General features: G+C 69.5%; 24 protein-coding genes. 16 read left to right on the top strand and 8 right to left on the bottom strand.

Translation table 11 applies throughout. The annotated features are described in order from the left end of the window. The first annotated feature begins 74 nt into the window (after positions 1-74). Complete coding sequence (locus tag LIN44_RS27345; RefSeq protein WP_227315354.1) at positions 75-2540, top strand: DUF3772 domain-containing protein; 2466 nt, start codon at positions 75-77, stop codon at positions 2538-2540. A 36-nt stretch (positions 2541-2576) separates the two neighbouring features. Here the strand turns inward: LIN44_RS27345 and LIN44_RS27340 are convergent, their stop codons facing one another. Next, entirely contained in the window at positions 2577-3080 is a 504-nt protein-coding gene (locus LIN44_RS27340; protein ID WP_227315353.1) for a MarR family winged helix-turn-helix transcriptional regulator, read from the bottom strand. A 67-nt stretch (positions 3081-3147) separates the two neighbouring features. Between LIN44_RS27340 and LIN44_RS27335 the strand changes: the two genes are divergently transcribed. The 7 genes from LIN44_RS27335 to LIN44_RS27305 all read left to right on the top strand — a co-directional run bounded on the left by LIN44_RS27335 (position 3148) and on the right by LIN44_RS27305 (position 8023). Continuing rightward, complete coding sequence (locus LIN44_RS27335) at positions 3148-3648, top strand: carboxymuconolactone decarboxylase family protein (protein WP_227315352.1); 501 nt, start codon at positions 3148-3150, stop codon at positions 3646-3648. Then, positions 3645-4106: a GNAT family N-acetyltransferase gene (locus LIN44_RS27330; RefSeq protein WP_227315351.1), complete on the top strand. Its 462-nt coding sequence runs from the start codon at positions 3645-3647 to the stop codon at positions 4104-4106. Before LIN44_RS27335 ends, LIN44_RS27330 begins: the two co-directional genes overlap by 4 nt. Then, positions 4103-4720: an FMN-dependent NADH-azoreductase gene (locus LIN44_RS27325; RefSeq protein WP_227315350.1), complete on the top strand. Its 618-nt coding sequence runs from the start codon at positions 4103-4105 to the stop codon at positions 4718-4720. The genes LIN44_RS27330 and LIN44_RS27325 overlap by 4 nt, the downstream gene beginning before the upstream one ends. Before the next feature lie 128 nt (positions 4721-4848). Continuing rightward, complete coding sequence (locus tag LIN44_RS27320) at positions 4849-5736, top strand: LysR family transcriptional regulator (protein WP_227315349.1); 888 nt, start codon at positions 4849-4851, stop codon at positions 5734-5736. A gap of 55 nt (positions 5737-5791) precedes the next feature. Then, positions 5792-6907 carry a nitronate monooxygenase family protein gene (locus tag LIN44_RS27315; protein ID WP_227315348.1) on the top strand — a complete coding sequence of 372 codons (1116 nt, stop codon included), beginning with the start codon at positions 5792-5794 and terminating at the stop codon, positions 6905-6907. Between the two features lie 169 nt (positions 6908-7076). After that, positions 7077-7427, top strand: coding sequence for a mechanosensitive ion channel protein MscS (locus tag LIN44_RS27310; protein WP_227315347.1), 351 nt, complete (start codon positions 7077-7079; stop codon positions 7425-7427). Positions 7428-7438: 11 nt separating this feature from the next. After that, on the top strand, positions 7439-8023 hold the full coding sequence (locus LIN44_RS27305; protein ID WP_227315346.1) for a methyltransferase domain-containing protein: 585 nt from the start codon (positions 7439-7441) through the stop codon (positions 8021-8023). Positions 8024-8291: 268 nt separating this feature from the next. Here the strand turns inward: LIN44_RS27305 and LIN44_RS27300 are convergent, their stop codons facing one another. The 4 genes from LIN44_RS27300 to LIN44_RS27285 form a co-directional block, all read right to left on the bottom strand. Continuing rightward, positions 8292-11408, bottom strand: a complete 3117-nt coding sequence (locus tag LIN44_RS27300; RefSeq protein ID WP_227315345.1) for an efflux RND transporter permease subunit — start codon at positions 11406-11408, stop codon at positions 8292-8294. Between the two features lie 6 nt (positions 11409-11414). Beyond that, positions 11415-12575 carry an efflux RND transporter periplasmic adaptor subunit gene (locus LIN44_RS27295; RefSeq protein ID WP_227315344.1) on the bottom strand — a complete coding sequence of 387 codons (1161 nt, stop codon included), beginning with the start codon at positions 12573-12575 and terminating at the stop codon, positions 11415-11417. A 2-nt stretch (positions 12576-12577) separates the two neighbouring features. Next, the gene (locus tag LIN44_RS27290; RefSeq protein ID WP_227315343.1) at positions 12578-14026 is read right to left on the bottom strand and encodes a TolC family protein; all 1449 of its coding nucleotides are present in this window, start codon (positions 14024-14026) and stop codon (positions 12578-12580) included. A gap of 219 nt (positions 14027-14245) precedes the next feature. Continuing rightward, positions 14246-14656, bottom strand: coding sequence for a cobalt-zinc-cadmium resistance protein (locus LIN44_RS27285; protein WP_227316442.1), 411 nt, complete (start codon positions 14654-14656; stop codon positions 14246-14248). A gap of 308 nt (positions 14657-14964) precedes the next feature. Here LIN44_RS27285 and LIN44_RS27280 point away from each other — a divergent pair, with 308 nt between their 5' ends. After that, a complete protein-coding gene (locus LIN44_RS27280; RefSeq protein ID WP_227315342.1) occupies positions 14965-15195 on the top strand; it encodes an antitoxin of toxin-antitoxin stability system in 231 nt (76 codons plus the stop codon). Further along, the gene (locus LIN44_RS27275) at positions 15188-15547 is read left to right on the top strand and encodes a type II toxin-antitoxin system PemK/MazF family toxin (RefSeq protein WP_227315341.1); all 360 of its coding nucleotides are present in this window, start codon (positions 15188-15190) and stop codon (positions 15545-15547) included. Before LIN44_RS27280 ends, LIN44_RS27275 begins: the two co-directional genes overlap by 8 nt. A 71-nt stretch (positions 15548-15618) precedes the next feature. Here LIN44_RS27275 and LIN44_RS27270 read toward each other — a convergent pair whose 3' ends face one another. From LIN44_RS27270 to LIN44_RS27260, 3 genes are all read right to left on the bottom strand, one after another. Next, on the bottom strand, positions 15619-17250 hold the full coding sequence (locus LIN44_RS27270) for a rhodanese-related sulfurtransferase (protein ID WP_227315340.1): 1632 nt from the start codon (positions 17248-17250) through the stop codon (positions 15619-15621). Further along, positions 17247-17864: a cysteine dioxygenase gene (locus tag LIN44_RS27265; protein WP_227315339.1), complete on the bottom strand. Its 618-nt coding sequence runs from the start codon at positions 17862-17864 to the stop codon at positions 17247-17249. Before LIN44_RS27265 ends, LIN44_RS27270 begins: the two co-directional genes overlap by 4 nt. A 146-nt stretch (positions 17865-18010) precedes the next feature. Next, on the bottom strand, positions 18011-19222 hold the full coding sequence (locus tag LIN44_RS27260; protein ID WP_227315338.1) for an acyl-CoA dehydrogenase family protein: 1212 nt from the start codon (positions 19220-19222) through the stop codon (positions 18011-18013). Positions 19223-19413: 191 nt separating this feature from the next. On the opposite strand from LIN44_RS27260, the gene LIN44_RS27255 reads away from it, so the two are divergent. The 6 genes from LIN44_RS27255 to xsc all read left to right on the top strand — a co-directional run bounded on the left by LIN44_RS27255 (position 19414) and on the right by xsc (position 26822). Next, positions 19414-20511 carry an LLM class flavin-dependent oxidoreductase gene (locus LIN44_RS27255; protein ID WP_227315337.1) on the top strand — a complete coding sequence of 366 codons (1098 nt, stop codon included), beginning with the start codon at positions 19414-19416 and terminating at the stop codon, positions 20509-20511. Between the two features lie 40 nt (positions 20512-20551). Continuing rightward, positions 20552-21568: an ABC transporter substrate-binding protein gene (locus LIN44_RS27250; protein ID WP_227315336.1), complete on the top strand. Its 1017-nt coding sequence runs from the start codon at positions 20552-20554 to the stop codon at positions 21566-21568. A 4-nt stretch (positions 21569-21572) separates the two neighbouring features. After that, on the top strand, positions 21573-22631 hold the full coding sequence (locus LIN44_RS27245) for an ABC transporter permease (protein ID WP_227315335.1): 1059 nt from the start codon (positions 21573-21575) through the stop codon (positions 22629-22631). Next, positions 22625-23446, top strand: a complete 822-nt coding sequence (locus LIN44_RS27240; protein WP_227315334.1) for an ABC transporter ATP-binding protein — start codon at positions 22625-22627, stop codon at positions 23444-23446. Before LIN44_RS27245 ends, LIN44_RS27240 begins: the two co-directional genes overlap by 7 nt. A gap of 40 nt (positions 23447-23486) precedes the next feature. Next, entirely contained in the window at positions 23487-24656 is a 1170-nt protein-coding gene (locus LIN44_RS27235; protein WP_227316441.1) for a cytochrome c, read from the top strand. A gap of 399 nt (positions 24657-25055) precedes the next feature. Next, positions 25056-26822 carry a sulfoacetaldehyde acetyltransferase gene (xsc, locus tag LIN44_RS27230; RefSeq protein WP_227316440.1) on the top strand — a complete coding sequence of 589 codons (1767 nt, stop codon included), beginning with the start codon at positions 25056-25058 and terminating at the stop codon, positions 26820-26822. The last annotated feature ends 51 nt before the right edge of the window (positions 26823-26873 follow it).

Below are 26873 nucleotides of genomic sequence, written 5' to 3'. Positions count from 1 at the left end.
GGTGGGGCGCAACTGGCGATCCGCCTGTCGATGCCGGAGCGCCGCAAGCCGTCACCGTCCGACGAGATTCCGCCATGAGCAACGTTTCACGGCTCGCACTGGGCCTTGCGCTCGCAGCGCTATGCCACCTGATGCCAGCCACCCTGCCCGCCGCGATCGCGGCGCCGGCATCCGAGGCCGCCTCCGCCACCGAGGCACAGCAGCCCCCCGCCCTCACGCACGCCGAAGCCACCGCCGAACTCAAGCGCCTGCAGACCGAGCAGGACCGCATCAAGCAACAGGCCTCCGACCCCGACGGCACCACCAGGCTGGACGAGCTCGACCATGACCTGCACCAGCTCGACACCGATGTCGACAAGCTTTCCGCCGCGCTGGCGCCGCAGCGCGACCAGCTGCAGGCGCAGCTCGACGTGCTGGGCCCGCCGCCGGCGGATGGCATCACCAAGGAGGCCCCGGCGGTAGTGCGGCAGCGCGCCGAGCTCAATGCGCGGCGCTTGCAGCTCGATGCGCAGCTCAAGCAGGCGGCCGAAAGCAAGGAGAACATCGCCAACCTGAGCGGCCAGATCGCGCGGCTGCAGCGCAGCCAGATGAAAGACCAGCTGGCGCTGCGCTCGGACAGCATCCTCAACCCGCAGTTCTGGAAGCCGATGGTCAGCCCCGGCACCGAGGACCGCGCGCGCATGGGCGCGTTCCTGGACCAGGTGGTGCCGATGGTGCAGCTGGCGTGGCAGCCGTCGCAGCGCGCCGCCACCATCGCCCTGCTGCTGCTCGCGCTGGGCGTGTGGCTGCTGGGCAAGCGCCTGGCCGAACGCGCGCTGGCCTGGTTCTGCCTGAACAAGCTGCCGCCGACGCGGCTGCGGCGCAGCGCGCTGGCGCTCGCCACCACGCTCGCGACCGTGGCCACCACGGGACTGGCGGTGCAGATCGTCTACAACGCCTTCACCCGCAACTATGAGCTGCCGCCGGACCTGATGACGCTGTACGGCGGGCTGGTCAAGCTGACCCTGACCAGCGCCCTGATCGCGGGCCTCGGGCGCGCGCTGCTGTGCACGCGCCATCCATCCTGGCGGCTGCCCGCGCTGGCCGATCCCGTGGCGCGGGCAATGAAGCCGTTCCCGGCGGTGCTGGCCGGGCTGTTGCTGCTGGCCGGCACGCTGGAACAGCTCAACCGCATTGCCGATACCAGCGTGCAGGTCACGCTGCTGGGGCGCGGCCTGGTCTCGCTGGTGGTGGTGCTGACCATCGGCGCGGCGCTGCTGCGCGCCAACCGCGTGCGCAACGAGCTGGCCGCCGCCGGCGAGCAGCCCGAGGCGCGCGCCACGCTGGCGGGCATGATCCACGCCGGCGTCACGCTGATCGTGATCGTGTCGATGGTGGCGCTGCTGGCGGGCTATATCAGCTTTGCGCGCTTCCTGACCTATGAGCTGGTCTGGTTCGACATCGTGCTGTGCAGCCTGTACCTGCTGACGCAGGTCACGCGCGACCTGTTCGAAAGCCTGTTCTCGACCCAGCACACCAGCGGCCAGGTGATCAAGCAGCTGTTCGGCGTCGACGATGCGCGCCTGGAACAGGCCGCCACCATCCTGTCCGGCATCGGCGCCAGCCTGTTGCTGCTGCTGGCCGTGGTGGCGCTATTGACCGGGGGCTTCGGCACCACCCCCGCGGACCTGGTCGACAGCCTGGTCACCGTGCTGGGCGGCGAAAAACTGCGCAGCCTGAACATCATGCCCGAGCGCATCCTGAATGCGCTGGTCGCGCTGGGCGTGGGCATCTGGCTGCTGCGCACGGTGCGGCGCTGGCTGGACGCGGAGCTGCTGCCCAAGCTGTGCATGGAGCCCGGGCTGCGCGCGTCGCTGATCACGTTGTTCAGCAATGTCGGCTACGTGCTGCTGGTGCTGCTGACGCTGTCGCTGCTGGGCGTGCGCTGGGACAACCTGGCGTGGATCGTCAGCGCGCTGTCGGTCGGCATCGGCTTCGGCCTGCAGGAGATCGTGAAGAACTTCGTGTCGGGGCTGATCCTGCTGACCGAGCGCCCGGTCAAGGTCGGCGACATGGTCAGCATTGCCGGCGTCGAGGGCGACATCCGCCGCATCAACGTGCGCGCCACCGAGATCCAGCTGGGCGACCGCTCCACGGTGATCGTGCCCAACTCGCAGCTGATCTCGCAGAACCTGCGCAACGTCACCATGAGCAACAGCACCCAGGGGGTGGCCTCGCTGCAACTCACCTTCCCGCTGAACACCGACCCGGAGCAGCTGCGCGACCTGCTGCTCGACGTCTACCGCGAGAACGAAAGCATCCTCGACGTGCCGGCGCCGTCGGTGATGTTCAGCCAGCTCGCGCCCAACGGCATCACGCTGTCGGTGACCGGCTATGTCGGCAGCCCGCGCATCGCCGCGAACACGCGCAGCGACCTGCTGTTCGAGATCCTCAAGCGGCTGCGCGCCGCCGGCATCTCGCTGTCGGTGCCGCAATCGCTGCGGCTGGAGAACATGCCGCCGTTCGGGCCGGAACCGGAGCGCGCGCTGGCGACCGGCTGAGGTCCGGCGGCGCCGCCGCCATGCATGCGATCGCCGCTACAGCGCGGCCTCCGCTTCGGCCGCAGCGTCCACCGCCACCGCTACCAGCCAGCGGCGAATCACCTCCTCTTCCTGCGCCGTCAGGCCCGCCGCCAGGCGGGCCTCGTTGGCCATGACCCGCTCGCGGCACTGGCCCAGCAACACCTTGCCCTGCGCCGTCAGCGCGATGGTCTGGATGCGGCCGTGCACCGGATGCGGCGCGCGCTCGATATGGCCCGCCTTTTCCAGGTTGCCGACGATCACGCTGACGGTCTGCGGCGTAAGCAGCGCCAGCCGCGCCAGGTCGGCACCCGACAGCCCCGGATACGCGCCCAGCATGGTCAGCACCACGAACTGTGGCGGCGTTACGTTCAGGTCGGCCAGCGCGCGCTCCATGCGCAGCCGGTTGGCCGCGCTGGCCTGGCGCAGCAGGTAGCCAAGATGCCCGCTCTCGCCACGCTTGCCTTCGCCGGGAGCCGGCACGGCAGCCGTGGCGCCGCGCCTGGTGGTTGTCTTGCGCATAATGTCAGAACTCTTATATTATGTTCGTGCTCTGATATTAACCCAGTTCCGCCGAAGGAGGTCCGGAATGCCAGATCCGCATGCCAGCATGACGTTCGATTCATTCACCCGCGCCGCGCCGGCCGTGTACGCTGCCCTGCGCGCGCTCGGCACCGCCGTGGACGACTCGGGACTCGACAAGCCCTTGACCGAGCTGATCAAGGTACGCGTGTCGCAGCTCAACGGCTGCGCCTTCTGCCTGCAGTTCCACCTGAACCTGGCGCGCCGGCATGGCGTGGACGCGCGCAAGCTTGACCTGGTCGCGGTGTGGCGCGAGGCCGGCGTCCACTCCGCGCGCGAGCAGGCGGCCCTGGCCTGGGCCGAGGCGCTGACCGTGCTGGGCGCCACTGCGGGCGCGGGCGCCGAACACGTGCGCCAGCAGGCGCTGGGGCAGGTGCGCGAGCATTTCAGCGAGGCCGAGATTCCCTTCCTGGCCGCTGCGATCGCCGCGATCCAGGCATGGAACCGCATCGCCGCCGGCCTGCAGTTCCCGCCGCCGGCCGCGCAAACGGCAGGGAGCGCCGCATGATCCCCGCCACCGCCCCGCACATCGAACTCCGGCATGTCGAACATGACACGGAAGTGGGCGCCTGTTTTGCACTGATGCGGCAATTGCGGCCGCACCTGGACTCGGCCGATGAACTGGTGGCGCGCTGGCGCCGCCAGGCCGCCACGGGGTATCGCCTGCTGGTGCTGTGGGACCACGGCAAGCCGGTGGCCCTGGCCGGCTGGCGCCTGCAGGAGAACCTGGTGCGCGGCATGCACGCCTACGTCGATGACCTCGTCACCGATGCGGATGCGCGCAGCAGCGGCTACGGGCAGCAGGTGATGGACCGGCTGAAACACGAGGCGCGCCAGGCCGGCTGCCGCACGCTGGTCCTCGATACGCCGCTCGTCAACGTGCTGGGCCACCGCTTCTACTACCGCAACGGCCTGCTGGCCAGCGCGCTCCATTTCCATTTCCCCCTGGAGGAAAACCACCGATGACCACCCTGCTTCACCTCAGCGCCAGCAGCCGCGGCGAGGCCTCGAACAGCCGTCAGGCCGCCGCGCGCCTGCTGGGGCAGATCGGCGCGGGTCCGTTGCGCGTGATCGAGCGCGACCTGGCAGGCGAGCCGCTGCCGCACCCGGATCGTGCCCACGTCGAAGCCAGCCTGATGCCGCCCGAGCAGCGCGGCCCGGCCGAGCATGCCGCGCTGGCGCTGTCGGAAACGCTGATCGCCGAGCTGGAGTCGGCCGATGCCGTGCTGATCTCGACGCCGATGCACAACTTCACCGTGCCGTCGGCGCTCAAGGCCTGGATCGACCTGGTGGTGCGGCCCAACCGCACCTTCCGCAATACGCCGGCCGGCAAGGTCGGCATGCTGGCGGACCGGCCGGTGCTGGCGGTGGTCTCGTGCGGCGGCCCGTTCCGGGAAGGCCCGGGCAGCCAGCAGGATTTCCTGTCGCCTTACCTGAAGTATGTGTTCGCGGCGATCGGCATCACGCAGGTGGAAGTGATGCGCATGGAACGCATGAACTGGGGCCAGGACTTTGCGCGGATGGGGCTGGACAGCGTACAGGCGCCGGCAGGCTGGCCCAGGGAGACGGCGCCGGCCTGAGGCGACGGTGCCGGCACGGGGCGGCGGAGCGATTTTTATATTCTCATGGAAAGATTGTTTTCTTTGCTATATTCTCTGAACGAGAATATCGAAGCGACCTCTTTTCCGCCTGCCGCGCCCGACCACCGATGGAACTGGCTGAACTTGAAATCTTCCGCGCCGTAGCCACCGAGCAAAGCATCACCCGTGCCGCGCGCCTGCTGGACCGGGTGCAGTCCAACGTCACCACCCGCGTCAAGCAACTGGAAGAGGCGCTGGGCGTGGCGCTGTTCCAGCGCGACAGCAAGCGCATGCTGCTGACGCCCGAGGGTCACCGGCTGCTCGCCTATGCCAACCAGATGCTGGCGTTGGCGGAAGAGGCGCGGCAGTCGGTGCAGGGCGCCGCGCCGTCCGGCCGCCTGCGCATCGGCACCATGGAAAGCGCTGCCGCCAACCGGCTGCCGATGCCGCTCGCGCGATTCCACGCAGCCTGGCCCGGCGTGGAGATCGAGATCCGGACCGGCACCTCGCGCGCGCTGGTCGATGCCGTGCTCGACCACCGTCTCGACTGCGCCGTGGTCGCGCATCCGGGCGCAGGACCGGCGCGCGCGGCCGACATGGACGAACTCGCCCCAGGCCTGGAAGGCACCTACCTGTTCACCGAACACCTGCAGCTGGTGCTGCCGGCGAGCCACCCGAAGGTGCGCGGCCCGCGCGACGTCGCACTGCGCCGCCTCGCGGCCTTCCCGAAGGGCTGTACCTACCGGCAGTGCGCGGAAGACTGGCTGGCGCAGGGCAACGACGACATGCGCCAGCGCCTGGCCATCACCGAGATGCCGTCGTACCACGCCATGCTCGCCTGCGTCAGCGCCGGCACGGCGATGGCGATCCTGCCCCGCTCGCTGCTGGCACTGCATCGCGACGCGGTCGACGTGCAGACCGTGCCGGTGCGTGCGGTGCACACCTATCTCGTCAAGCGTGCCGGCTATGCCACGCACGCCTGCGACGCCTTCGTGCGCGAACTGCGCGATGGCTGATCCCGCCATCGCGCCTGCCGCGCCATCGCCATCGACCCCGCCAAGGAGCACCAAATTGACCCACGCCACCTCCACCGCTGACCGGCTGCCGCTGCTGCGCCGGCTCGGCATCCGCACCCCGATCATCCAGGCACCGATGGCCGGTGTCAGCACGCCCGCGCTCGCGGCGGCCGTGACCAACGCCGGCGGGCTGGGCTCGCTCGGCGTTGGCGCCATGGACGCCGAAGCCGCGCGCAAGGCCATCCGCGAAACGCGCGCGCTGACCAGCGGCCCGTTCAACGTCAACGTGTTCTGCCACGCGCCGGCCGTCGCCGATGCCGCGCGCGAGCAGGCGTGGCTGGCCTACCTCGCGCCGCGCTTCGCCGAATTCGGCGCGACACCGCCGGCGACGCTGCGCGAGATCTACCGCAGCTACGTCACCGACGACGCCATGCACGCGATGCTGCTGGAAGAACGCCCGGCCGTGGTCAGCTTCCATTTCGGCCTGCCCGATGCGGGCCGGATCCGCGCGCTGCGCGATGCCGGCATCGTGCTGCTGGCCAGCGCCACCTCGCTGGACGAGGCGCACGCGATCGAGGCGGCCGGCCTCGACGCGATCGTCGCGCAAGGCGTCGAGGCCGGCGGCCATCGCGGCGTATTCGATCCGTCCGCCGTCGACGAGGGCCTGGGCACCTTCGCTCTGGTGCGCGTGCTGGCAACGCGGACCCGCGTGCCGGTGATCGCCGCGGGCGGCATCATGGACGGTGCCGGCATTGCCGCGGCACTGGCGCTCGGCGCGCAGGCGGCGCAGCTCGGCACCGCCTTTATCGCCTGCCCCGAGACCGTGGCCGACGTTCCTTACCGCGAGGCGCTGCTGCAGGCGCGCAAGCCGACCGTGCTGACGCGCGCCATTTCCGGCCGCCATGCCCGCGGCCTGGCCAACCGCTTTACCGAGCTGGGCGCGGCACCCGGCGCGCCCGCCACGCCCGACTATCCAACCGCCTACGATGCCGGCAAGGCCCTGCACGCCGCCGCCAAGGCGCGCGGCAGTGCCGACTTTGCCGCGCAGTGGGCCGGCCAGGCCGCGCCGCTGGCCCGCGCGCTGCCGGCGGCGGAGCTGGTCGCGGCGCTGGCCGGCGAACTTGCCGCGAGCGCGCGCGGGCTGGGCGCGCTGGCCGAAACGCTCGGATAAGCGGTTTCGGACGGCGCCGTTTTACCGCGTCTTACAACCCGTTAAAAAAGGCGAATCCTAAAAGCCGCAGTTACAAAGCTAACAAGTCGGCCCGGGGCCCGAAACACCTTGATTGCCGGTTTGCGTCCATCATTCAGGAACACAAGCTGTGCATGACAAGGAGTTCAAAATGCGCCCCTCCACCCGCATCGTCGCCGCGGCGGTCCTGGCCGCGTCCCTGGTAGCCGCCGGGTCCGCCTCGGCGCGCGGCCGGCACCACCACCACGGCGGCTCCAACGCCGGCGCGGTGCTGGCGGTCGGCGCGCTCGCCGGCCTGGCGCTCGGCGCCATGCTGGCCTCGGGACCGGTGGTGGCCGCCCCGGTGGCGCCGCCGCCGGTCACCTACGCTCCCGCGCCGGTCTCGTACGCGGCGCCGGCAGTGCCGCCGGGCTACTGCTACCGCGACTACGACCGCGCCTACGTGCCGTGCGGCCCGCAGCCTTCGGGCTACTACCGCGAGGCGCCGTACTACGGCTACTGAGGCCTGCCGCCATGCCGGTCGACCGCGACTATTTTGCCGGCCTGTACGGCCGCCACGAGGACCCCTGGGGCATCGGCACGCGCTGGTACGAAGCGCGCAAGCGCGCCCTGCTGCTGGCCACGCTGCCGCGCGAGCGCTTCGCCCGCGCCTTCGAGCCCGGCTGCGGCGGCGGCCACCTGAGCGTGGCACTGGCGCCGCGCTGCGATGCGCTGGTGGCGATGGAACTGGCCGAGAGCGCCGCCGAGCAGGCGCGGCAACGGCTGGCGCCGTTCCCGCAGGCCCGCGTGCTGACCGGCGAATTGCCGCAGCAGTGGCCGGAGGGCAGCTTCGACCTGATGGTGTTTTCCGAACTGGGCTACTACTTTCCCAAGCCGGACTGGCACGAAGTCGCGGCCATGGCCGCGCATGCGCTGGCCGATGACGGCGTGATCGTCGCCTGCCATTTCCGGCACCCGTTCGCCGAGCAGCAGATTACCGCGCAGGCGGTGCATGAAGCGATCGGCGCGCAGCGCGGGCTGTACCGGCATATCCGGCATGAGGAGCCGGATTTCTTGCTGGAGCTGTGGACGCGGCAGGTGGAGATGCGGCTGGCGTAGGTGGTCGCGTTAGCGGGAAAGGAAAAACGCCCCATGCAAGTAGCGACTTGCATGGGGCGTTGTCTTTGGCGCCATTCCCAGGCGCAGCGGTCCTTGATCTACCGCCGGGCTACTCCCTCTCCCGCTTGCGGGAGAGGGTTGGGGTGAGGGCGGGAGCATCAACGAAGTGAAAGCTATCGCTATTGCCACCGCCCGCCCTCACCCCCGCCCCTCTCCCGCGCGCGGGAGAGGGGAGCAAACCCGCGGGAAGGTGAAGGCAATCGCTACCTTACACCGGCACATCCCTGGTCGGATCCGGCTTGCGGTCATCAAACCACCGGTACAGCGTCGGCACCATCACTAGCGTCAGCAGCGTCGACGTAATCAGCCCGCCGATCACCACCACCGCCAGCGGCCGCTGGACTTCAGAGCCGGGGCCGGTCGAGAACAGGAACGGCACCAGGCCCAGCATGGCGATGGTCGCGGTCATCATCACCGGGCGGAAACGCTGCGTCGCGCCCTGCACCACGGCGTCGTCGAGCGACAGGCCGGAATCGCGCAGCGTGCGGATATACGACACCAGCACCACCCCGTTCAGCACCGCCATGCCCCACAGCGCGATAAAGCCGACCGACGCCGGCACCGACAGGTACTCGCCGGTGACGAACAGCCCGATGATGCCGCCGATCGATGCGAACGGCAGCACCGTGATGATCAGCGTGGCAAAGCGCAGCGAGTTGAACAGCAGGAACAGCAGGAAGAAGATCGCGGCGATGGTGACCGGCACGATGATCTTCAGGTGGCCCATGGCGCGTTCCATGTTCTGGAACTGGCCGCCCCACTCGAGGTAGTAGCCTTCGGGCAGCTTCACCTTGGCATCCGCCGCCTGCTGCAGCTCGGCGACGAAGCCGCCAAGGTCGCGGTCCTTCACGTTGATCATCACCACCACACGGCGCTTGGCCATTTCGCGGCTGATCTGCGCCGGACCGTCGTTGACCTCGATGCGCGCCACGCTCTGCAGCGGCACCTGCATGCCGTCGGGCGTGTTCACCAGCAGCTGGCGGATCGCCTGGACGTTGTTGCGGAAGTCTTCCGGCAGCCGCACGGCCGCGGCAAAGCGGCGCTCGCCCTCGAAGATGTCGGTGGCGCGCTTGCCGCCGATGGCGATCTCGATCACGTCATGGATGTCCGACACGTTGAGCCCGTAGCGCGCAATCGCCTGGCGGTCGATCTCGATCGACAGGTACTGCTGGCCCGACACGCGTTCGATGCGGATATCCTGCGAGCCCTGGATGCCGCCGGCGACGCGGGCAATCTCGCCCGCCAGTTCGCGCAGCTTGTCGAGGTCGTCGCCGAACACCTTCACCGCCACGTCGGAGCGCACGCCGCTGACCATCTCGTCAACGCGGTCCGAGATCGGCTGCGCCATCACGATCTGCACGCCCGGAATGGCCTTGAGCTTTTCGCGGATGGCATTGGCGATATCGTCCTGGGTCCAGCCGTCGGGCCACTCGTCGCGGTCCTTCAGGCTGGCGATCGGGGTCGATTCGTTCTGGCCCTGCGGGTCGGCCGGGCTTTCGCCGCGGCCCACGCCGGATACCACCGACTTCACGCCCGGCACGCCCAGCACCAGCTTGTTGGCTTCCTTCTCGAGCTTGATCGACTCTTCCAGCGAGATATTGGGCACGCGGTCGATCGCGGGCACGATCGAGCCTTCCTTCATCTCCGGAATGAACGAGGTACCGAGCAGCGGCACGATCAGCAGCGTGGCGATGAAGGCGCCGACCGCGCTGAGCACGGTCTTGCGGCTGTTGCCCAGCGCCCAGTGCAGCAGGCGCAGGTAGTGGCGCTTCATGAAGGCGATCAGGAAGGTGTCATGCTCGGCACCGCCCTTGAGCAGGTACGACGACAGCACCGGCGACAGCGTCAGCGACAGGAACAGCGAGATCGCCAGCGCAATCGAGATGGTGAACGCCAGCGGCGCGAACATCTTGCCTTCCATGCCCGACAGCGTCATCAGCGGCAGGAACACCAGGATGATGATGCCCACGCCCACGATCACCGGCGTGGCCACCTCCTGCACCGCCTTGACCAGGATCTCGGTCTTGGTCAGTCCCGGCTCCTTGTGGCCGAGCCGCTCGAACGCGTTCTCGACCACCACCACCGAGCCGTCGACCATCAGGCCGATGGCGATCGCCAGCCCCCCGAGCGACATCAGGTTGGCCGACAGCCCCGCCTCGTTCATCACCATGAAGGTCAGCAATGGCGTCAGCACCAGCGTGGCCAGCACGATGATCGACGAGCGCACGTCGCCCAGGAACAGGAACAGCACGATCACCACCAGCACCACGCCTTCGAGCAGCACCTTGGTCACGGTCCACAGCGCCGCGTCGACCAGTTCGCTGCGGTCGTAGTACGGCACGATCTGCAGCTTGCCAGGGAGCATGCCGCGCTCGTTGATCTCGGCCACGCGGGCCTTGACACGGCTGACCACTTCCTTGGCATTGCCGCCGCGCATCATCATGACGATGCCGCCGACGGCCTCGGTCTGGCCGTTCTTGACCAGCGCGCCCTGGCGCACCTCATGGCCGATGGTGACGTTGGCCACGTCGCGCAGGTAGACCGGCGTACCGTTGACTTCCTTCAGCACGATGCTGCCGAGATCATCGACGCCCTTGGCCAGGCCGACCCCGCGGATCAGGTACTGCTCGGCGTAGTGCGGCAGCACGCCGCCGCCGGAGTTGGCGTTGTTGCGCGCCAGCGCCTCGTAGACCTGCTGGATCGAGACGCCGTAGTGGCGCATGCGCTCCGGGTTGACCAGCGCCTGGTACTGGCGCACGTAACCGCCCTGCGAGTTGATCTCGGCCACGCCGGGAATCGAGCGCAGCAGCGGACGCACCACCCAGTCCTGGGCAATGCGGCGCTCGGCCAGCTCCTCCTGGGTCAGTTCGCGGTTGCCGTCGTCGGCGCGGTCGAGCGTGTACTGGTAGACCTCGCCCAGGCCGGTCGAGACCGGCCCCAGCACGGGTGTGACGCCCTCGGGCATGCGTCCGCCCACTTCGATCAGGCGCTCCATCACCAGCTGCCGCGCGAAGTACACGTCGGTGGCATCGGTGAACACCAGCGTGATCAGCGACAGGCCCGCCTTGTTCAGCGAGCGCATCTCTTCCAGCCCGGGCAGGCCGGTCATGGCCATTTCCACCGGCACGGTGACAAAGCGCTCGACTTCCTCGGGCGACCGGCCCGCGGCTTCGGTGGCGATCTGCACCTGCACGTTGGTCACGTCCGGGAACGCATCCACCGACAGCTTGGTGGCAGCGCGCAGGCCGAAGAAGAACAGGACCACGGCAATGACGCACACCACCAGCCGCTGCTTGATGGCGGCTTCGACTAAGGATTTCATCATGGCCGGTTACCCTTGTTCGAGGCGCTTGCGCTCGTTGTCCAGGTGGAAGGCGCCCTCGACCACGATGCGGTCGCCGGCCTTCACGCCGTTCTGGACCACGCGCATGCCATCGCTCTCGGCGCCCAGCTTGACGCGGGTCAGGCGGTACTTGTTGCCGGGCATCTCGACATAGACCAGCTCGTCATTGCCGTCGCGCACCACTGCCGCCGCCGGCACCACCAGCTGGTCGACCGGCTTGCCGGCAATCAGCATGCTCGCCAGCATGGCGGGCTTGAGCCGGCCCTCGCGGTTTTCCAGCTCGGTGCGGACCAGCACCGTGCGCGATTGCGGGTTGACCGTGCGGCCCACGTAGATCAGCTTGCCGGTAATGATCTGGCGCCCGGCGCCGTTGGCGAGCGACGGTACCTCGATCTCCACGCTCTGGCCTTCGGCCACCTGCGCGGCCTGCTGCTCGGGAACTTCCGCCACCACCCATACGCGCGACAGGTCGGCCACGGTGTAGAGCGCGTCGGCGGGCTGCACCACCTGGCCCTGCGCCACGTTGCGCTCGACCACGGTGCCGCTGATGCTGGAATACACCGGCGAGTGCGAATTGATGCTGCCGCTCTTGGCCAGCTGCGCGATCGAGCTCGCCGACATGCCCAGCACGCGCAACTGGTCGCGGTAGGCGCGCATCTCGGCCGAAGCGATCGCCAGTTCGCTCTCGCGGCGCTGCAGTTCGCCGCGGCCGATCACGTCGGCGGCAAACAGCTGCCGTGCGCGCTCGGCGTTGCGGCCTTGCAGCTCGGTCTGGGCCTCGCTCTTCAGGAACGCCATCTGCGCCGCGCCCAGCTCGCTGCTGTGCAGGCGCGCCAGCACCTGGCCGGCCTTCACTTCCTGGCCCAGCGTGGCGTAGAGGTCGGTCACGCGGCCGGTCACGCTGGCGCCGATGCGCGACACGCGCTGTTCGTCGAAATCGATGCGGCCGGCCACGCGCAGCATCTCGCTGAACGGGGACGTGGCCACGGGCGCCACCTTCAGGGCCTTCTGCAGGTTGCCCTCGGGCTGGATCACGCCGGGCGGCAGCTTGGGCGCCTCGGCGACCGGCTCAGGTTTGTCGGAGCAGGCCGCCAGGCTGAACGTCAGGACGGCGGCGGCCGTCAGCGAAAGCAGGAAATTGGGACGCATGGTTATTTCTGTTCGATGTTGGACGTCGGCTGCAGGCCCGGCGCGGCAGTGGCGCCCGGGGCGGTCGACATAAGCTTTTCGATCTGGATCGCGGCCAGCTGCAGGTCATACTGCGCGGCGATCAGCTCATTGCGCGCGCCACGCAGCACGCGCTGGGCATCGAGGTAGTCCAGGATGCCGCGCTCGCCGAAGCGGTAGGCGGCCTCGGCCACACCCAGCGCCGACTCGGCCTCGCGCACGATGCCGGACTCCAGCGCGGTCACCTGGGCCTGGTTGATCTCGTACTGGCGGTAGGCCGCTTCCAGTTCCTGCGTCAGCTCGAACTCGCGCATCTCCAGCGCGCTGCGCGCCTGCGTGGCCTGCGCCGTGGCTTCGCCCACCGGGCCGCTGCGGCGGTCCCACAGCGGGATGGTCAGGATCAGGCCGATCTGCGAGACGTTGTTGTCAGGCTGGCGGTCGGTGCTGGCGCGCAGCGCCACTTCCGGCCAGCGCAACGACTTCTGGTAATCGACGCCCAGCTGCGCGCGCTCCAGCTCCATGCGGCGCTGGATCAGCTCGGCGTTGCCGGCGGTCATGGTGTCGCGCAGCACCGGCAGCGGCGGCACGTCGGGCGACTGGCCCAGCGTGCCCGCCAGCGAAAACTGGCCCGGCATGGCGCCGCCCACCTGCTGGCGCAGCGCCGCCTTGGCCTGGTTCACGCGCAGCTCGGCGGTCTGCTGGCTCTTCTGCGAGGCCAGCAATTCGGTCTCGGCCTTGATCAGCTCGTAGCGCGGGGCCTCGCCCACTTCCACGCGCAGGCGTGCGCGCGAGTGGATCTGCCGCATCATCGCCAGGTCTTCCTCGGCCGCGTGCAGTTCGCTCTCGCGGCGCAGCACGTCGTAGTAGGCGGTCTTCACGCGCGCGGCCAGGTCGGCGCGGAAGCCCTGCCGCACCGCCTGCGACGATTCCAGCCCGCGCGTCGCCATGGCCTCGCGCAGGCTGCGCTGGTGCGGGTAATCGAACTTCTGCACCACTGCATAGCTGGGCGCATTGCCGCTGGCCACGCCCGGCTGCTTGCCGGACATGCGGCCGTACATCACCTCGACCTGCGGGTTCGGATAGGCGCGGGCACTGCTGATGGCGGCGCTGGCCGCATCGACATTGGCCTCGGCCGCGGCCACGCCCTTGTTGGTGGACTGGGCCAGTTCGAGCAGCTGGGGCAGCGAGTAGGCGGGTCCGGCGGCGGCGGCGCCGGCGGCAGCGGTCTTCGGTACGGCGGCGGCCGCCAGGATGGCGGCGCCCGGCAGCGGCGCGGCAGCCGGCTTGGACAGCGGTGCGCGGGCCGCGGGCGCGGCACCGGCCAGGTCTGTCGCCTTCGCGGAGGTTCCGCCTTGGGCGCCGGCCTGGGCCGGGGCCGCGGCAAGCGCCATCAGCGAAAGCGACGCGATCAGGGTCAGCTTGGTTGTTGTCATGAGTCGGGAAAGCAAGCGATACGTCTGCCTCTCGCCACGCTGCCGCCCGCCCCGGGGTGCAGCCGTCACGGGGACGCGATCACGGCAGGACGCACAACGGCGGCGGCATGCCCGGCGCGGTCAGGCGGCAGGCAGGCTGGCGAGTTCAGGCAAAGGGGCGCGGCCCGCGGCTGGACGGCTGCATGCGGCAGCGCGCGCAGTGCGGGCGCAGGAAAGCGGTCAGGCGAGGACTATCGGCGGCCGGAAAAAAGCCGAAGGCGGCGGATCGGCGCGGCCTGGCGGGTGCTGGGCCACGTCGCCGCTAGGCAGCAGGAACTTCACTGGCGGCAAGGCAAAAAGCGCGCTGGATTCTTCGATCTCGTCGAGCAGGTCGAGCGGATCGAGCAGGTCGGCCGACCAGATATTGCAGTACCCGGGGGGCGGGTCGTCGCAGATATCGTCGTCGTGCAGGCCATCGTCGCCGGGCACCACGATGCGGCCCAGATCGTCGACGGGCTGTGCCGACGCCAGGTCGACCAGGTCCACTGCCGCCTGCTGCGGCCCCTGCAACGCCGCGCGCGCGTCCGCCGCTGCTCCAAAGGAGAGCAGCGACAGGCACATGGCAGTCAGCAGCAGGAGCAACAGTCGCATTGGGTCGGGGGCGTTGACGGCAGCGCCGGAGGCCAGGGTGTTCTTGGTCACCGGGATGCTGCAGGACAGCATTGTAACTGAACGATTACGATTGACAGGGAATCGTTACGTTCGTTCCCTTGCTGTAGAGAGATCGCGCGCCTTTCAGGTCTTTCAGACTTCTCCCCTCCCCCGCATTGGGCGCCTTCCGTAGGCTTCATTTACGCCTTCGGCCCGCGCATGAAAACCCGTCGTCTACGACTTTGTAATACGAAAACGAGTGACAAATGAGCGCTATACTTGCGTATTACCCGTTGTCGGAGCCACACATGCAAGGCACGACCCTGTCATTCCGCGCAGGCGAAGAACTGGCCGAGCAGACCCGCGCGCTGGCGCTGGCGGCAGGCCAGAAGACCTCGGACTACATCCGCGACGCCGTCCGCGAGAAAAACGAGCGCGAGCTGGCCAACCGCATCGCCATGCTGTCGCGCAAGCTCTCGACGAAGCACCTGGCTGCCAACGAAGAGATGGACGGCGCCGCCGGAGACGGCCTTGATTGAACTGAAGCGGGGACAGGTCTGGGAGGTCGATCTCAACCCCCAGACCCACCGGGAAGAGCCGGCCAAGCGCAACCGGCCGGCGCTGGTGCTGCAGACCGACCTGCTCAATGATGCGGGGCACCCGACCACCATCGTCGTGCCCGGGACATCACAGGTCGAAATCGAGGATTGCTTCCCACTGCGCGTAGCGCTGGGCAAGCTGCCGGGCCTGGCCTATGAAACGGACCTGCTGATCGACCAGGTACGCGCGGTCTCGAATCGTCGCTTCATGGGCGGCCGCCCCGTGGCGGCGTTGTCAGCCAATCACCTGCGCAAGGTGGAAGCGGCCATGCGCCTGCTGCTGCGGCTCTAGGCCTTGCAGCGATGCAGGGCGTCCGGCGTCGCTGCATGATATGCAGCGTCACTGCATATCATGCAGCCGCCCTACACCACCCTGAACCCATGCGTCCCGTCGCGCTCCAGCTGCGCGATCAGGCCGAATTCCCAATCCAGGTAGCCCTGCATCGCCTCGCGCGGGTTGTCGGTGCCTTCATAGGGGCGGCGATAGCGGTCGGTGCGGTCCGAGGCCAGGCGCGTCTCGCCGTGCTCCAGCGGCAGGCCGGCGTCGATCCAGGCCTGGGTGCCGCCGTCCAGCACGAACACTTCCGCATCGGTCAGGCGCCGCAGGTCGGCGGCGGCAAAGCGCGCCAGCAGGCTGGTGCCGCAGGTGAGCACGTAGCGCCGCGGCCGCGGGATGCGGGTCAGCGCGTCGGCGAGCTGGGCGCGAATGACAAAGTACGCGCCCGGGATATGGCGCCTGACGTAGTTGGCGCTGGTGGTGAAGTCGAGCACGGCGGTGCTGCCGTCGCTGGCCTCCAGCCACGCGGCCAGCTGCGCCGCGCCAACGCCGGCTGCGGGCGCCGGCGTCGGCACCGGCGCGGCGACCGGGCCGGTCTCGCTGCGTGCGGACGCGGCCACCGGTTCCACCACCCAGACCTCCCAGCCCATCTGCGCCAGCCAGGATCCCGTCATGCCGGCCCGCACGTCATCGTCGTCCGCCAGCACGATGCGCGCGCCGCGCACCGGCGCGCTGTGGTCGGTTTCCTGCACCAGCTGCCCGCCCGGTGCGTTGACGAAACCCGGCAGGTGGCCGTCGGCGAATTCCTCGGGCGTGCGCACATCGAAGCGGTACACGGTGCGGCCGGGGGACTGCAGCGTGTCGAGCTGCGCCAGCGCAATGCGCCGCACGCCGGCGCGGTCGGCGATCTCGCGCGCGCCGCGGCGGGCGCTGTCGCGGTTGGCGTCGCTGACCACGGCCGGAGCGCGGCGGCTGGCGCCGTGGTCCAGTTGCTGGCCGGCCAGGGTCCAGCCGATGGTGCCGTTACGCAGCGCCGCCACCGGGTTCGGGATCCCCGCGTTCACCAGCGACTGCGTGCCGATGATGCTGCGCGTGCGGCCCGCGCAATTGACGATCACCCGCGTGCGCGGATCGGGGGCGAGCTCGCGCACGCGCAGCACCAGCTCGGCGCCCGGCACGCTGGTGGCGGTGGGAATGCTCATGGTCTGGTACTCGTCGAAGCGGCGCGCGTCGACGATCACCACATCGGCCCGGCTGTCGATCAAGGCCTGCACTTCCTCGGCCGCCAGCGACGGCGTATGGCGCGCGGCTTCCACCACTTCGCCGAACGACTTGCTCGGCACGTTGACGTCGCGGAACACCTCGCCACCGCCATCGATCCACGCGCGCAGCCCGCCTTCGAGCCGATGCACGCGGGTGTAGCCCAGGCCTTGCAGCACCGCCGCCGCGCGCGGCGCCAGGTCAGCGCCGGCATGCTCGCCGTAGACCACGATCAGCGTATCGCGGCGCGGGATGCGTGCCCACGCGTCCAGTTCCAGCCGGGACAGCGGGAAATTGGCCGCCCACAGCGGATGCTCCTGGGCGAAGGGATCTTCCTCGCGCACGTCGATCAGCGCGATCTCGTCGCGGTTGCGCAAGGCGTTGCGCACGGCTTCGGGAGAAACCGTGGGAAAGGCCGGCGTGGTTGGCGCGGCCGGCGTAGCGGAAACGTTGGTCATGACTGTGCAAGTTCGCGGGAACGGTCCCACGGGTTGGGCAGGGTCTGGTTGGAATAGCCGGAGACAAAGGGCTTGCGGGTGCCGTCCTCGGCGTAGACCGAGCGGCGCACCGCGCCGATATTGCCGCCGTAGACATGGATGCTGACCGAGACGCGGTCGTCGTAGGCGTTGTTGACGCGATGGATATCGCCGACGGCCGGCGACACGGCTTCGACTTGGCCGGGCAGCAGGCGCACGCTCGGGCCGCTGGCAACCGGTCGTCCGGCGCTGTCGAGTACAAACGGCTGCGCATCTTCCGCGCCGCGCAGCATGCCGATCAGGCCCCATACGGTGTGGTCGTGGATCGGCGTGCGCTGGCCCGGCCCCCAGACGAAGCTGACGATGGAAAAACGCTCGGCGGAATCGCAATGCAGCAGGTGCTGCTGGTAGTACTCGGGGTGAGGCCGGGCACAGGCTTCGGGCAGCCAGTCGTCGCGCGCGACCAGCGTTGCCAGCAAGGCTGCGCCTTCGCGCAGGATGCGGGGTTCGTCGGGATGCTGCTCGAGCAGCGCGGCCACGCCGGTGATGAAATCGCGCAGCGGCGCCAGCGCGTGGGGATTGAGGGAACTGCCCATGGGAACGCTCCGGAGTGTCTCGATGTGGTTGCCGGCTGCCGGGCCGGCCGTGCGGCCCTCTGCGGGGCGCTGGTCCCGCAAACATAGCACGGCAGGCGCGGCAGCGCTTACACGCCCCGCTTGCAGGCCGCGCTTACAGGCCCCGCTTAAAGGCGCAACTGCGCGCGCCCCGCGGCGAGCAGGATCGAATCGTTCTGCGGCGTATGGATGCGGCTGCACAGCACGTCGCGATAGTGGCGCTCGAGCGGGTGGTTGCGGCTCAGGCCGTGGTTGCCCGACAGCTGCAGCGCCAGCTCCGCCGCGCGGATGGCGTTGCCGGTCACGGTGAACTTCAGCAGGCCGCTGTCGGTGCTTGCCGGCGGAGCGCCCGCATCGGTGCGCGCCGCGGCGTCGTCGAGCAACACCTGGTTGACGCGCAGCAGCGCGGCGATTTCGCCGACGGCCTCCTGCACGCGCGGCAGCGTGGCCAGCGGCGCGCCCAGGCTGCCGGGCGCGCGCTCGCGCACGAAGTCGTCGAGCCAGGCCGACGCGGCGCGCGCCACCGCGTCATAGAGGCTGCCCAGCAACACCACCATCCAGGCCTGCTGGTCGGCGTTGGCATCGAGGTCCGCCTGGCTGGCGCCGGCCGGCGCCCACGCCGACGGCGCACGGATATCGACGGCGTGGTCCGGCGGAATCCAGACATTGTCGAGCACGGTCTCGTGGCTGCCCGAGGCGCGCAGGCCAAGGTGGTTCCAGTTCTCGACGATGCGCACGCCGGCGATGCCCGCCGCGGGCCCGGGTACCAGGAACATGCCCACGCGCGGCTGCGCTTCATCGGTGCGCGCCCACACCGCAAGCCAGCGCAAGGCCGGGATGCCGGTGCTGTACAGCTTGCGGCCGCTGACGCGCCAGCCGTCGGCCACGCGCGTCGCCACCGTGGCCGGCAGGCCGCCGCGCGCGGGCGAGCCCAGCTGCGGCTCCACGCGCAGCGAATTGATCAGCGCGCCCTCCTGTACCGCACTGGCAAAGACCTGTTCGCGCAGCGCCGCCGGCCAGTGCGAGTCGGCGCGGCTGATGGCGCGGTGCTGCAGGTAGGTCATGGTCAGCACCAGCGCGGTCGCGGCGTCGCCGCCGGCCAGCGCGGCCACGATGCGGCGCGCCTGCGCCAGCCCCGCACCGCCGCCGCCGTGCGCGCGCGGCACCACCTGCGCGATCAGGCCATGGGCGTGCAGCTGCGCAAAGTTGTCGTGCGGGAAGCTGGCCGCGGCATCGTGCGCGCCGGCATCGGCGGCAAAGCGCGCGGACAGCGTCGCCAGCACCTCGCCAAGGCGTGCATCGCTGCCGGGCAGCCGGCGCAGGGCAGACGTCAGGGACATGGAACAGGACTCCGGAAAAGATTAGCGCGCGGTGCGCATCGAATGCCGCCTAGCGTAGCGCCGCCGCTGCCCGGCGAAAACGATGCTTATTGAATATGGAGCGTCGTTTTTATTCGTTAGCGAAGCCGCGCCGCTGTCGTACTTTCTGCCTCAGCCCAATGCAACCCGACACCGACTTCAGGAGCACGCACATGAGCGTCGATTTCATCGGCATGATCCAGAGCCAGAAGCAGTCCGAGATCCATCCCCCGTCAGGGCCGGTGATCGATCGCGACTACGTGCGCGCGTTCGCCCAGGCGCACGAACAGGCCGGCTTCGACCGCATCCTGGTTCCGCACCACTCCGCCGGTCCGTCGGCGACGCTGACCATTGCCTATGCCGCCAGCGTGACCGAGCGCATTCATTTCATGCTGGCGCACCGCCCCGGCTTTACCGCGCCGACGCTGGCCGCGCGCCAGATCGCCACGCTCGACCAGTTCAGCGGCGGCCGCCTGGGCGTGCATTTCATCTCCGGCGGCTCCGACAGCGAGCAGCAGCGCGACGGCGACTTCCTCGACCACGACCAGCGCTATGCGCGCACCGACGAATACCTGCACATCCTGCGCCGCATCTGGACCGAGGCCACGCCGTTCGACCACGCAGGCGAGTTCTACCGCTTTACCCAGGGCTTTTCCGAGGTCAAGCCCGCGCAGCAGCCGCATGTGCCGATCTATTTCGGCGGCGCGTCGGCGGCCGCGCTGGCGGTTGCCGGCAAGCATGCCGACGTCTACGCGCTATGGGGCGAGTCGCTCGACCAGGTGCGCGAGCTGACCGCCCGCGTGCGCGCCGAAGCCGCGCGGCACGGCCGCACGGTGCGCTTCTCGGTATCGTTCCGCCCGATCCTGGCCGACACCGAAGACAAGGCCTGGGCCCGCGCCGACCGCATCCTCGAACGCACGCGCGCGTTGCGCGTGCAGGCCGGCTACAGCCGCGGCGGCCCACAGCAGAGCGAAGGGGCGCGCCGGCTGCTGGCGGCGGCCGAACAGGGCGACCGTGTCGACCAGCGACTGTGGACCGCGATCGCGCGCGAGACCGGCGGACGCTCCAACTCCACCGCGCTGGTCGGCACGCCCGAGCAGGTCGCGCAGGCACTGCTGGCCTACTACGAGCTGGGCGTCACCACCTTCCTGATCCGCGGCTTCGACCCGCTGGAAGACGCCATCGACTACGGCCGCGAGCTGATCCCGCGCGTGCGCGCACTGGTGGCGCAGCACGACGCCACGGCAGCCACGCAGCGCCAGGCCGCCTGAGCGCAAGCACCCCATCACCCCACGAAGACGGGAATCCCACATGAGCCAGAACCATAGCAACCCTGCCGACCCGCGCCGACGCCGCGCGCTCAGGCTTGCCGGCGCCGCGGCGGTGGCCGCGCCCGCGCTGATCCTGGGCCGGCAGGCCTGGTCGGCGCCGCGCAAGCTGACCTTCGCCTGGAACCAGAATTCCTTTTGCCTGACGCCGGTGGTGGTGGCGCAGGAAAAGGGCTTCTTCGAGAAGAACGGCCTGCAGGTCGACCTGATCAACTACAGCGGTTCGACCGACCAGTTGCTGGAGTCGATCGCCACCGGCAAGGCCGATGCCGCGGTGGGCATGATCCATCGCTGGCTCAAGCCGCTCGAAGCCGGCTTCGACGTCAAGATCATCGGCAGCTCGCACGGCGGCTGCGTGCGGCTGGTGGGGGCGAAGGCCGCGGGCGTCACCACGCTGCAGCAGCTCAAGGGCAAGACCGTCGGCGTCAGCGACCTGGCGGCGCCGGGCAAGCATTTCTTCACCATCCTGCTGGCCAAGCACGGCATCGACCCCGACAAGGACGTCAGCTGGCGCCAGTACCCCGCCGATCTGCTGGGCGTGGCGGTCGACAAGGGCGAGATCCAGGCCATCGCCGACGGCGACCCCAATCTCTACCTGCTGGAAAAGCGCACCCACGGCGCCTACGTGGAACTGGCCACCAACCTCAGCGGCGAGTACGCGCGCAAGGTCTGCTGCGTGGTCGGCGCGCGCGGCGAACTGGTGCGCAACGACCGCCCCGCGGCGACGTCGCTGGCGCGCGCCATCGTGCAGGCCACCGACTATGTCAACGAGAATCCCAACGAGGCCGCGAAGGTATTCGCCAGGTACTCGCCCAAGATCAACCCGGAAGACCTGCGCAAGCTCTATGCCACGCTGACCTATACCCACCACCCGACCGGCGTCGACCTGCGCGACGAGATCGCGTTCTATGCCGATGATTTCCGCCGCATCGGCGTGCTGAAAAAGTCCACCGATGCCAAACGCCTGGCGCAGCACGTCTACGCCAATGTGCTGGGGTAATGCCATGACGACAAGCCAAAGCGCACTCGACCCGGGCCTGCGCCCCCACCCTTCCGCGGCGCCCTTGCCGCACGCGCCCGCCGCGACACGCAACGCCGCTCCGGTCTGGGCCACCGGCATCCTCGCCGCGCTGGCATGGGCCGCGTTCGGCGCCCTGACGTGGCAATGGCCCAACCAGGCAGCCGGCTTCAGCGACTGGGCCTATACCGCGGAGCTGGGCATCGCGGCACTGGCGGGCGCGGCCTTGCTGGCCCTGGTGGCGCTGGCCGGCCCACGGGCCCGTCCGGCGCAACGCCCGCTGGCCGCGTTGCGGGCCGCCGGCCCGTGGCTGGTGGCGCTGCCCGTCGCGCTGTCGGCCTGGGAAATCCTGACCGCCAAGACCGCCATCCTGCCCACGCCCTTCTTCGCGCCGCCGCAGGCGCTGATCGAGGTGTACGCAGACGACTGGCAACGGCTGGGCGAGAGTGCGCTGAACACACTGAAACTGCTCGGGCTGGGCGTCGCGTATGGCGGACTGGCGGGCTTTCTGGTTGGCGTGTCGATCGGCTGGTCGCGCCGCATCGGCTACTGGGTGCATCCGGTGCTGCGCGTGCTGGGGCCGCTGCCGTCGACCGCCCTGCTGCCGCTGACCTTCTACTTCTTCCCGTCCAGCTATGCCGCGGCGGTGTTCCTGATTGCGCTGGCCACGGCGTTCCCGGTCGCGGTGCTGACCTGGTCGGGCGTGGCCGGCGTCAACAAGAGCTATTACGACGTCGCGCGCACGCTCGGCGCCTCGGGCTGGTTCCTGGTGCTGCGCGCAGCGATCCCGGCCGCGCTGCCGCAGGTGTTCGTCGGCCTGTTCATGGGGCTGGGCGCCTCGTTCTCGGTGCTGGTCACCGCGGAAATGATGGGCGTGAAGTCGGGCCTGGGCTGGTATCTGACCTGGGCCCAGGGCTGGGCCTCGTACGTCAACATGTATGCGGCGCTGATCGTGATGGCGCTGCTGTTCTCGGGCGTGATCACGCTGCTGTTCGCGGCGCGCGACCGCGTGCTGTCGTGGCAGAAGGGGACGGTGAAATGGTGAGCGTGGTCGAACGGCAGGACAACCACGCCGACACCGCCCCCGGCGGCACTACGGCGCGGGCCGGCGCCCGCATCGATATCCGCCAGGTCAGCCACTGGTTCGGCAACGGCGCCGACCGGCTGCAGGTACTCGACGACGTCGACCTTGCCGTCGCGCCGGGCGAATTCGTCGCCCTGCTCGGACCCAGCGGCTGCGGCAAGTCCACGCTGCTGCGCCTGGTCGCGGGCCTGGACCAGCCCGCGTCGGGCGAGATCTGGCAGGATGGCACGCCAATTACCGAGCCCGATCCCTCGCGCATCGTGGTGTTCCAGGATCCCACGCTGTACCCGTGGCGCCGTGTCTGGGACAACGTTGCGCTCGGGCTGCAGGCGCAGGGCATCCTCGTGCGGCAGCGCCATCGCGTGGACGACGCCTTGCGCCGGGTGGGGCTGGAACCGTTCGCGCGCGCCTTCCCGCACCAGCTGTCCGGCGGCATGGCGCAGCGCGTGGCGCTGGCGCGCGCGCTGGTCAACGATCCGCGCCTGCTGGTGCTGGACGAGCCGCTGGGCAAGCTGGATTCGCTGACGCGGCTGGCGATGCAGAGCGACCTGGTGGAGCTGTGGCAGCGCTCGCGCTTCTCGGCGCTGCTGGTTACGCATGACGTGGAAGAGGCACTGTTCCTGGCGCAGCGCGTGATTGTGTTCAGCCAGCGCCCGGCGCGCATCGCGGCCGAGATCCGCGTCGACCTGCCCTATCCGCGCCATCGCGGTGACGCGCGCCTGACCGCGTTGCGCCATGAAGCGCTGCGCCAGCTGGGGCTCGACGCCAGCTGGTGAAGACACGCATGACGCCGTACTTTACCGTGCGGGCCGCCCGATGAGCGCCCCGCCGCCGCAGGCATGGCTGAACGCCCTGCTGGCGCTGATCGAGGCGCTGCAGCGCGGCCTGCTGTGGCTCTGGCACGCGCTGGGCCTGACCGGCGACAGCCACGGCCAGCCCGCCTGGCCGTGGGCGAGGCGCGTGGCGGGCGAAACCCTGCTGATCGACCTGGGCCTGGCACGCCAGGTCGGCCTGACCCTGTGCGCCCTGGCCGTTGCCGGGCTGGCCATGGCGTCGGCGCTGGCCTGGCGCCGCCGCCGCGGCGTGCTGCTCGCTGCCGGCGCGCTGGCGCTGGCGGCGGCCCCGTGGCCCAGCACCTCGCTGCTGTTCGTGCCGGCCGCGCCTACCAGCTTCCACGCCAGCCCGGCGCGCTTTTCCGTCGACACCATTGCCCTCGGCGCGCGCGTCTACGCGCAGCACTGCGCCGGCTGCCACGGCACGGACGGGCGCGGCGAAGGGCCGCTCGCCGCCAGCCTGGCGCAGTGGCCGCCCACGCTGGCCAGCCCGCTGCTGGCGCGCCGCGCCGACGGCGAGCTGTTCTGGCACGTGCTGGCCGGCATGCGCGACCGGCAGGGACGGCCCACCATGCCCGCCTTCGGCGGCCAGCTCGGTGACCGTGAAGCCTGGGCCGTGATCGATTACATGAAGGCACTGTCGGCCGGCAGCAGCAGCGCGGGCAATTGGCCGGTACCGCTGCAGCTGCCGGAGATGGCGGTCCGCTGTGGCGACGCCGCGCCAGTGGCCCTGTCGGCATGGCGCGGCGGGCAGCGCGTGCGGCTGGTGGCGGTCGACAGCGCCACCGCGCTGCCATTCGACGATCCCCGCTTCCTGACCGTGCTGGTCACGCCAGACGGCCGCCCGCCGGCGCAGGTGCCGATCTTCCGCGCCGGCTGCACCGCGGCCTCCACGCAGGCCTGGCAGGCGGTCGCAGCCATCTCTGGCCAAGCCCTCGCGCAGCTGGCCGGCACCCAACTGCTGGCCGACCGTGCCGGCTGGCTGCGCGCCCGCGGCACGCCGGGACAGCCATGGTCCGACGCAGACCTGGTCTGCGTCTCGGCGCCGGCAGCCGACGCGCAGCGTGCGCCCGTGGCCGACGGGCTGACGGCGCTGCTGCTGCGCATGGATGCCGAGCCCGTGCGCTTCATCAAGGGCGGCTTCATTCACTGAGCCGCCGGCACCAGGACGCACCGATCCGCGTGCGGTCCGCCTGAACGACATCCCGATTTTTTGACCGCCGCCGCTGGGCATCTTGCCTGCCGGTGGCTTTCGGGCATTCATCTCCCGGTTTCCATCGTCTTGGAAATGCGGTACAAGGCACTCGAATAGGCTGTTTGTCTCAATTTTTCATCAATTTCATTCCGTAAACCAAAACTTTCTATTGACCAACGGAAATCTTCCGCCTACATTTCCCCCAACAAGCAATTTTCCGGAACGCCTTGTTCCACTTTATAACACCCTCATCAGGAGACAAACGCCATGCGCGACCTCGAAACCACCTCGAATCCCGCCGTTTCCGGTGGCTCGGCCGCCGCGAAGGACAGCCAGGTGCCGGCTGGCCCGCAGACCATGACCCCGTCCGAAGCCTTCGTCGAAACGCTGGCCGCCAACGGCGTGACCGACATGTTCGGCATCATGGGCTCGGCCTTCATGGACGCGATGGACATCTTTGCGCCCGCCGGCATCCGCCTGATCCCGGTGGTGCACGAGCAAGGCGCCGGCCACATGGCTGACGGCTACGCCCGCGTGTCGGGCCGCCACGGCGTGGTGATCGGCCAGAACGGCCCCGGCATCTCCAACTGCGTGACCTCCATCGCCGCCGCCTACTGGGCCCACAGCCCGGTGGTGATCGTCACCCCCGAAGCCGGCACCATGGGCATCGGCCTGGGCGGCTTCCAGGAGGCCAACCAGCTGCCGATGTTCCAGGAGTTCACCAAGTACCAGGGCCACGTCACCAACCCGGCGCGCATGGCCGAGTTCACCGCGCGCTGCTTCGACCGCGCCAAGGCCGAAATGGGCCCGACCCAGCTGAACATCCCGCGCGACCACTTCTACGGCAAGATCACCGCCGAGATTCCGAAGCCGCAGCACCTCGACCGCGGCCCCGGCGGCGAGCAAAGCCTGAATGAAGCGGCGGAGCTGCTGGCCAATGCCAAGTTCCCGGTGATCATCTCCGGCGGCGGCGTGGTGATGGCCGATGCCGTCGAAGAATGCAAGGCGCTGGCCGAGCGCCTGGGCGCGCCGGTGGTCAACAGCTACCTGCACAACGACTCGTTCCCGGCCAGCCACCCGCTGTGGTGCGGCCCGCTGGGCTACCAGGGCTCGAAGGCGGCAATGAAGCTGATCTCGCGCGCCGACGTGGTGGTGGCGCTGGGCTCGCGCCTGGGGCCGTTCGGCACGCTGCCGCAGCACGGCATGGACTACTGGCCCAAGAACGCCAAGATCATCCAGATCGACGCCGACCACAAGATGCTGGGCCTGGTGAAGAAGATCTCGGTCGGCATCTGCGGCGACGCCAAGGCTGCCGCGATCGCGCTGACGCAGCGCCTGGCCGGCCGCACGCTGGCCTGCGATGCCACCCGCGACGGCCGCGCCACCGAGATCGCCAACGAGAAGGCAGCGTGGGAAAAGGAACTGGACGAGTGGACGCACGAGCGCGACCCGTACAGCCTCGACATGATCGAAGAGCAGAAGAACGAGCGCACGCCCACCGGCGGCCACTACCTGCATCCGCGCCAGGTGCTGCGCGAGCTGGAAAAGGCCATGCCGGCGGACGTGATGGTGTCGACCGACATCGGCAACATCAACTCGGTCGCCAACAGCTACCTGCGCTTCGAGAAGCCGCGCAGCTTCTTCGCGGCGATGAGCTGGGGCAACTGCGGCTACGCCTTCCCCACCATCATCGGCGCCAAGGTCGCGGCGCCGCACCGCCCGGCGGTGTCGTACGCCGGTGACGGCGCCTGGGGCATGAGCCTGATGGAAACCATGACCTGCGTGCGCCACAACATCCCGGTGACCGCGGTGGTGTTCCACAACCGCCAGTGGGGCGCGGAGAAGAAGAACCAGGTGGACTTCTACAACCGCCGCTTCGTCGCGGGCGAGCTCGACAACCAGAGCTTCGCCGGCATCGCCAAGGCGATGGGCGCGGAAGGCATCGTGGTGGACCGCCTGGAAGACGTGGGCCCGGCACTGAAGCGCGCCATCGACCTGCAGATGAACCACGGCAAGACCACCATCATCGAGATCATGTGCACCCGCGAACTGGGCGACCCGTTCCGCCGCGATGCGCTGGCCAAGCCGGTGCGTTACCTGGACAAGTACAAGGACTACGTCTGAGTCCGAGCTTGCGCTTGCACAGGCGCCCCGCTTGCGATTGGTGTGCTCCCT

Origin of the sequence: Cupriavidus sp. MP-37 (assembly GCF_020618415.1) — a bacterium.
Lineage (GTDB): Bacteria > Pseudomonadota > Gammaproteobacteria > Burkholderiales > Burkholderiaceae > Cupriavidus.
The sequence above is the reverse complement of the archived record's forward strand: the minus strand, read 5'-3'. Positions and strand labels throughout refer to the sequence as shown.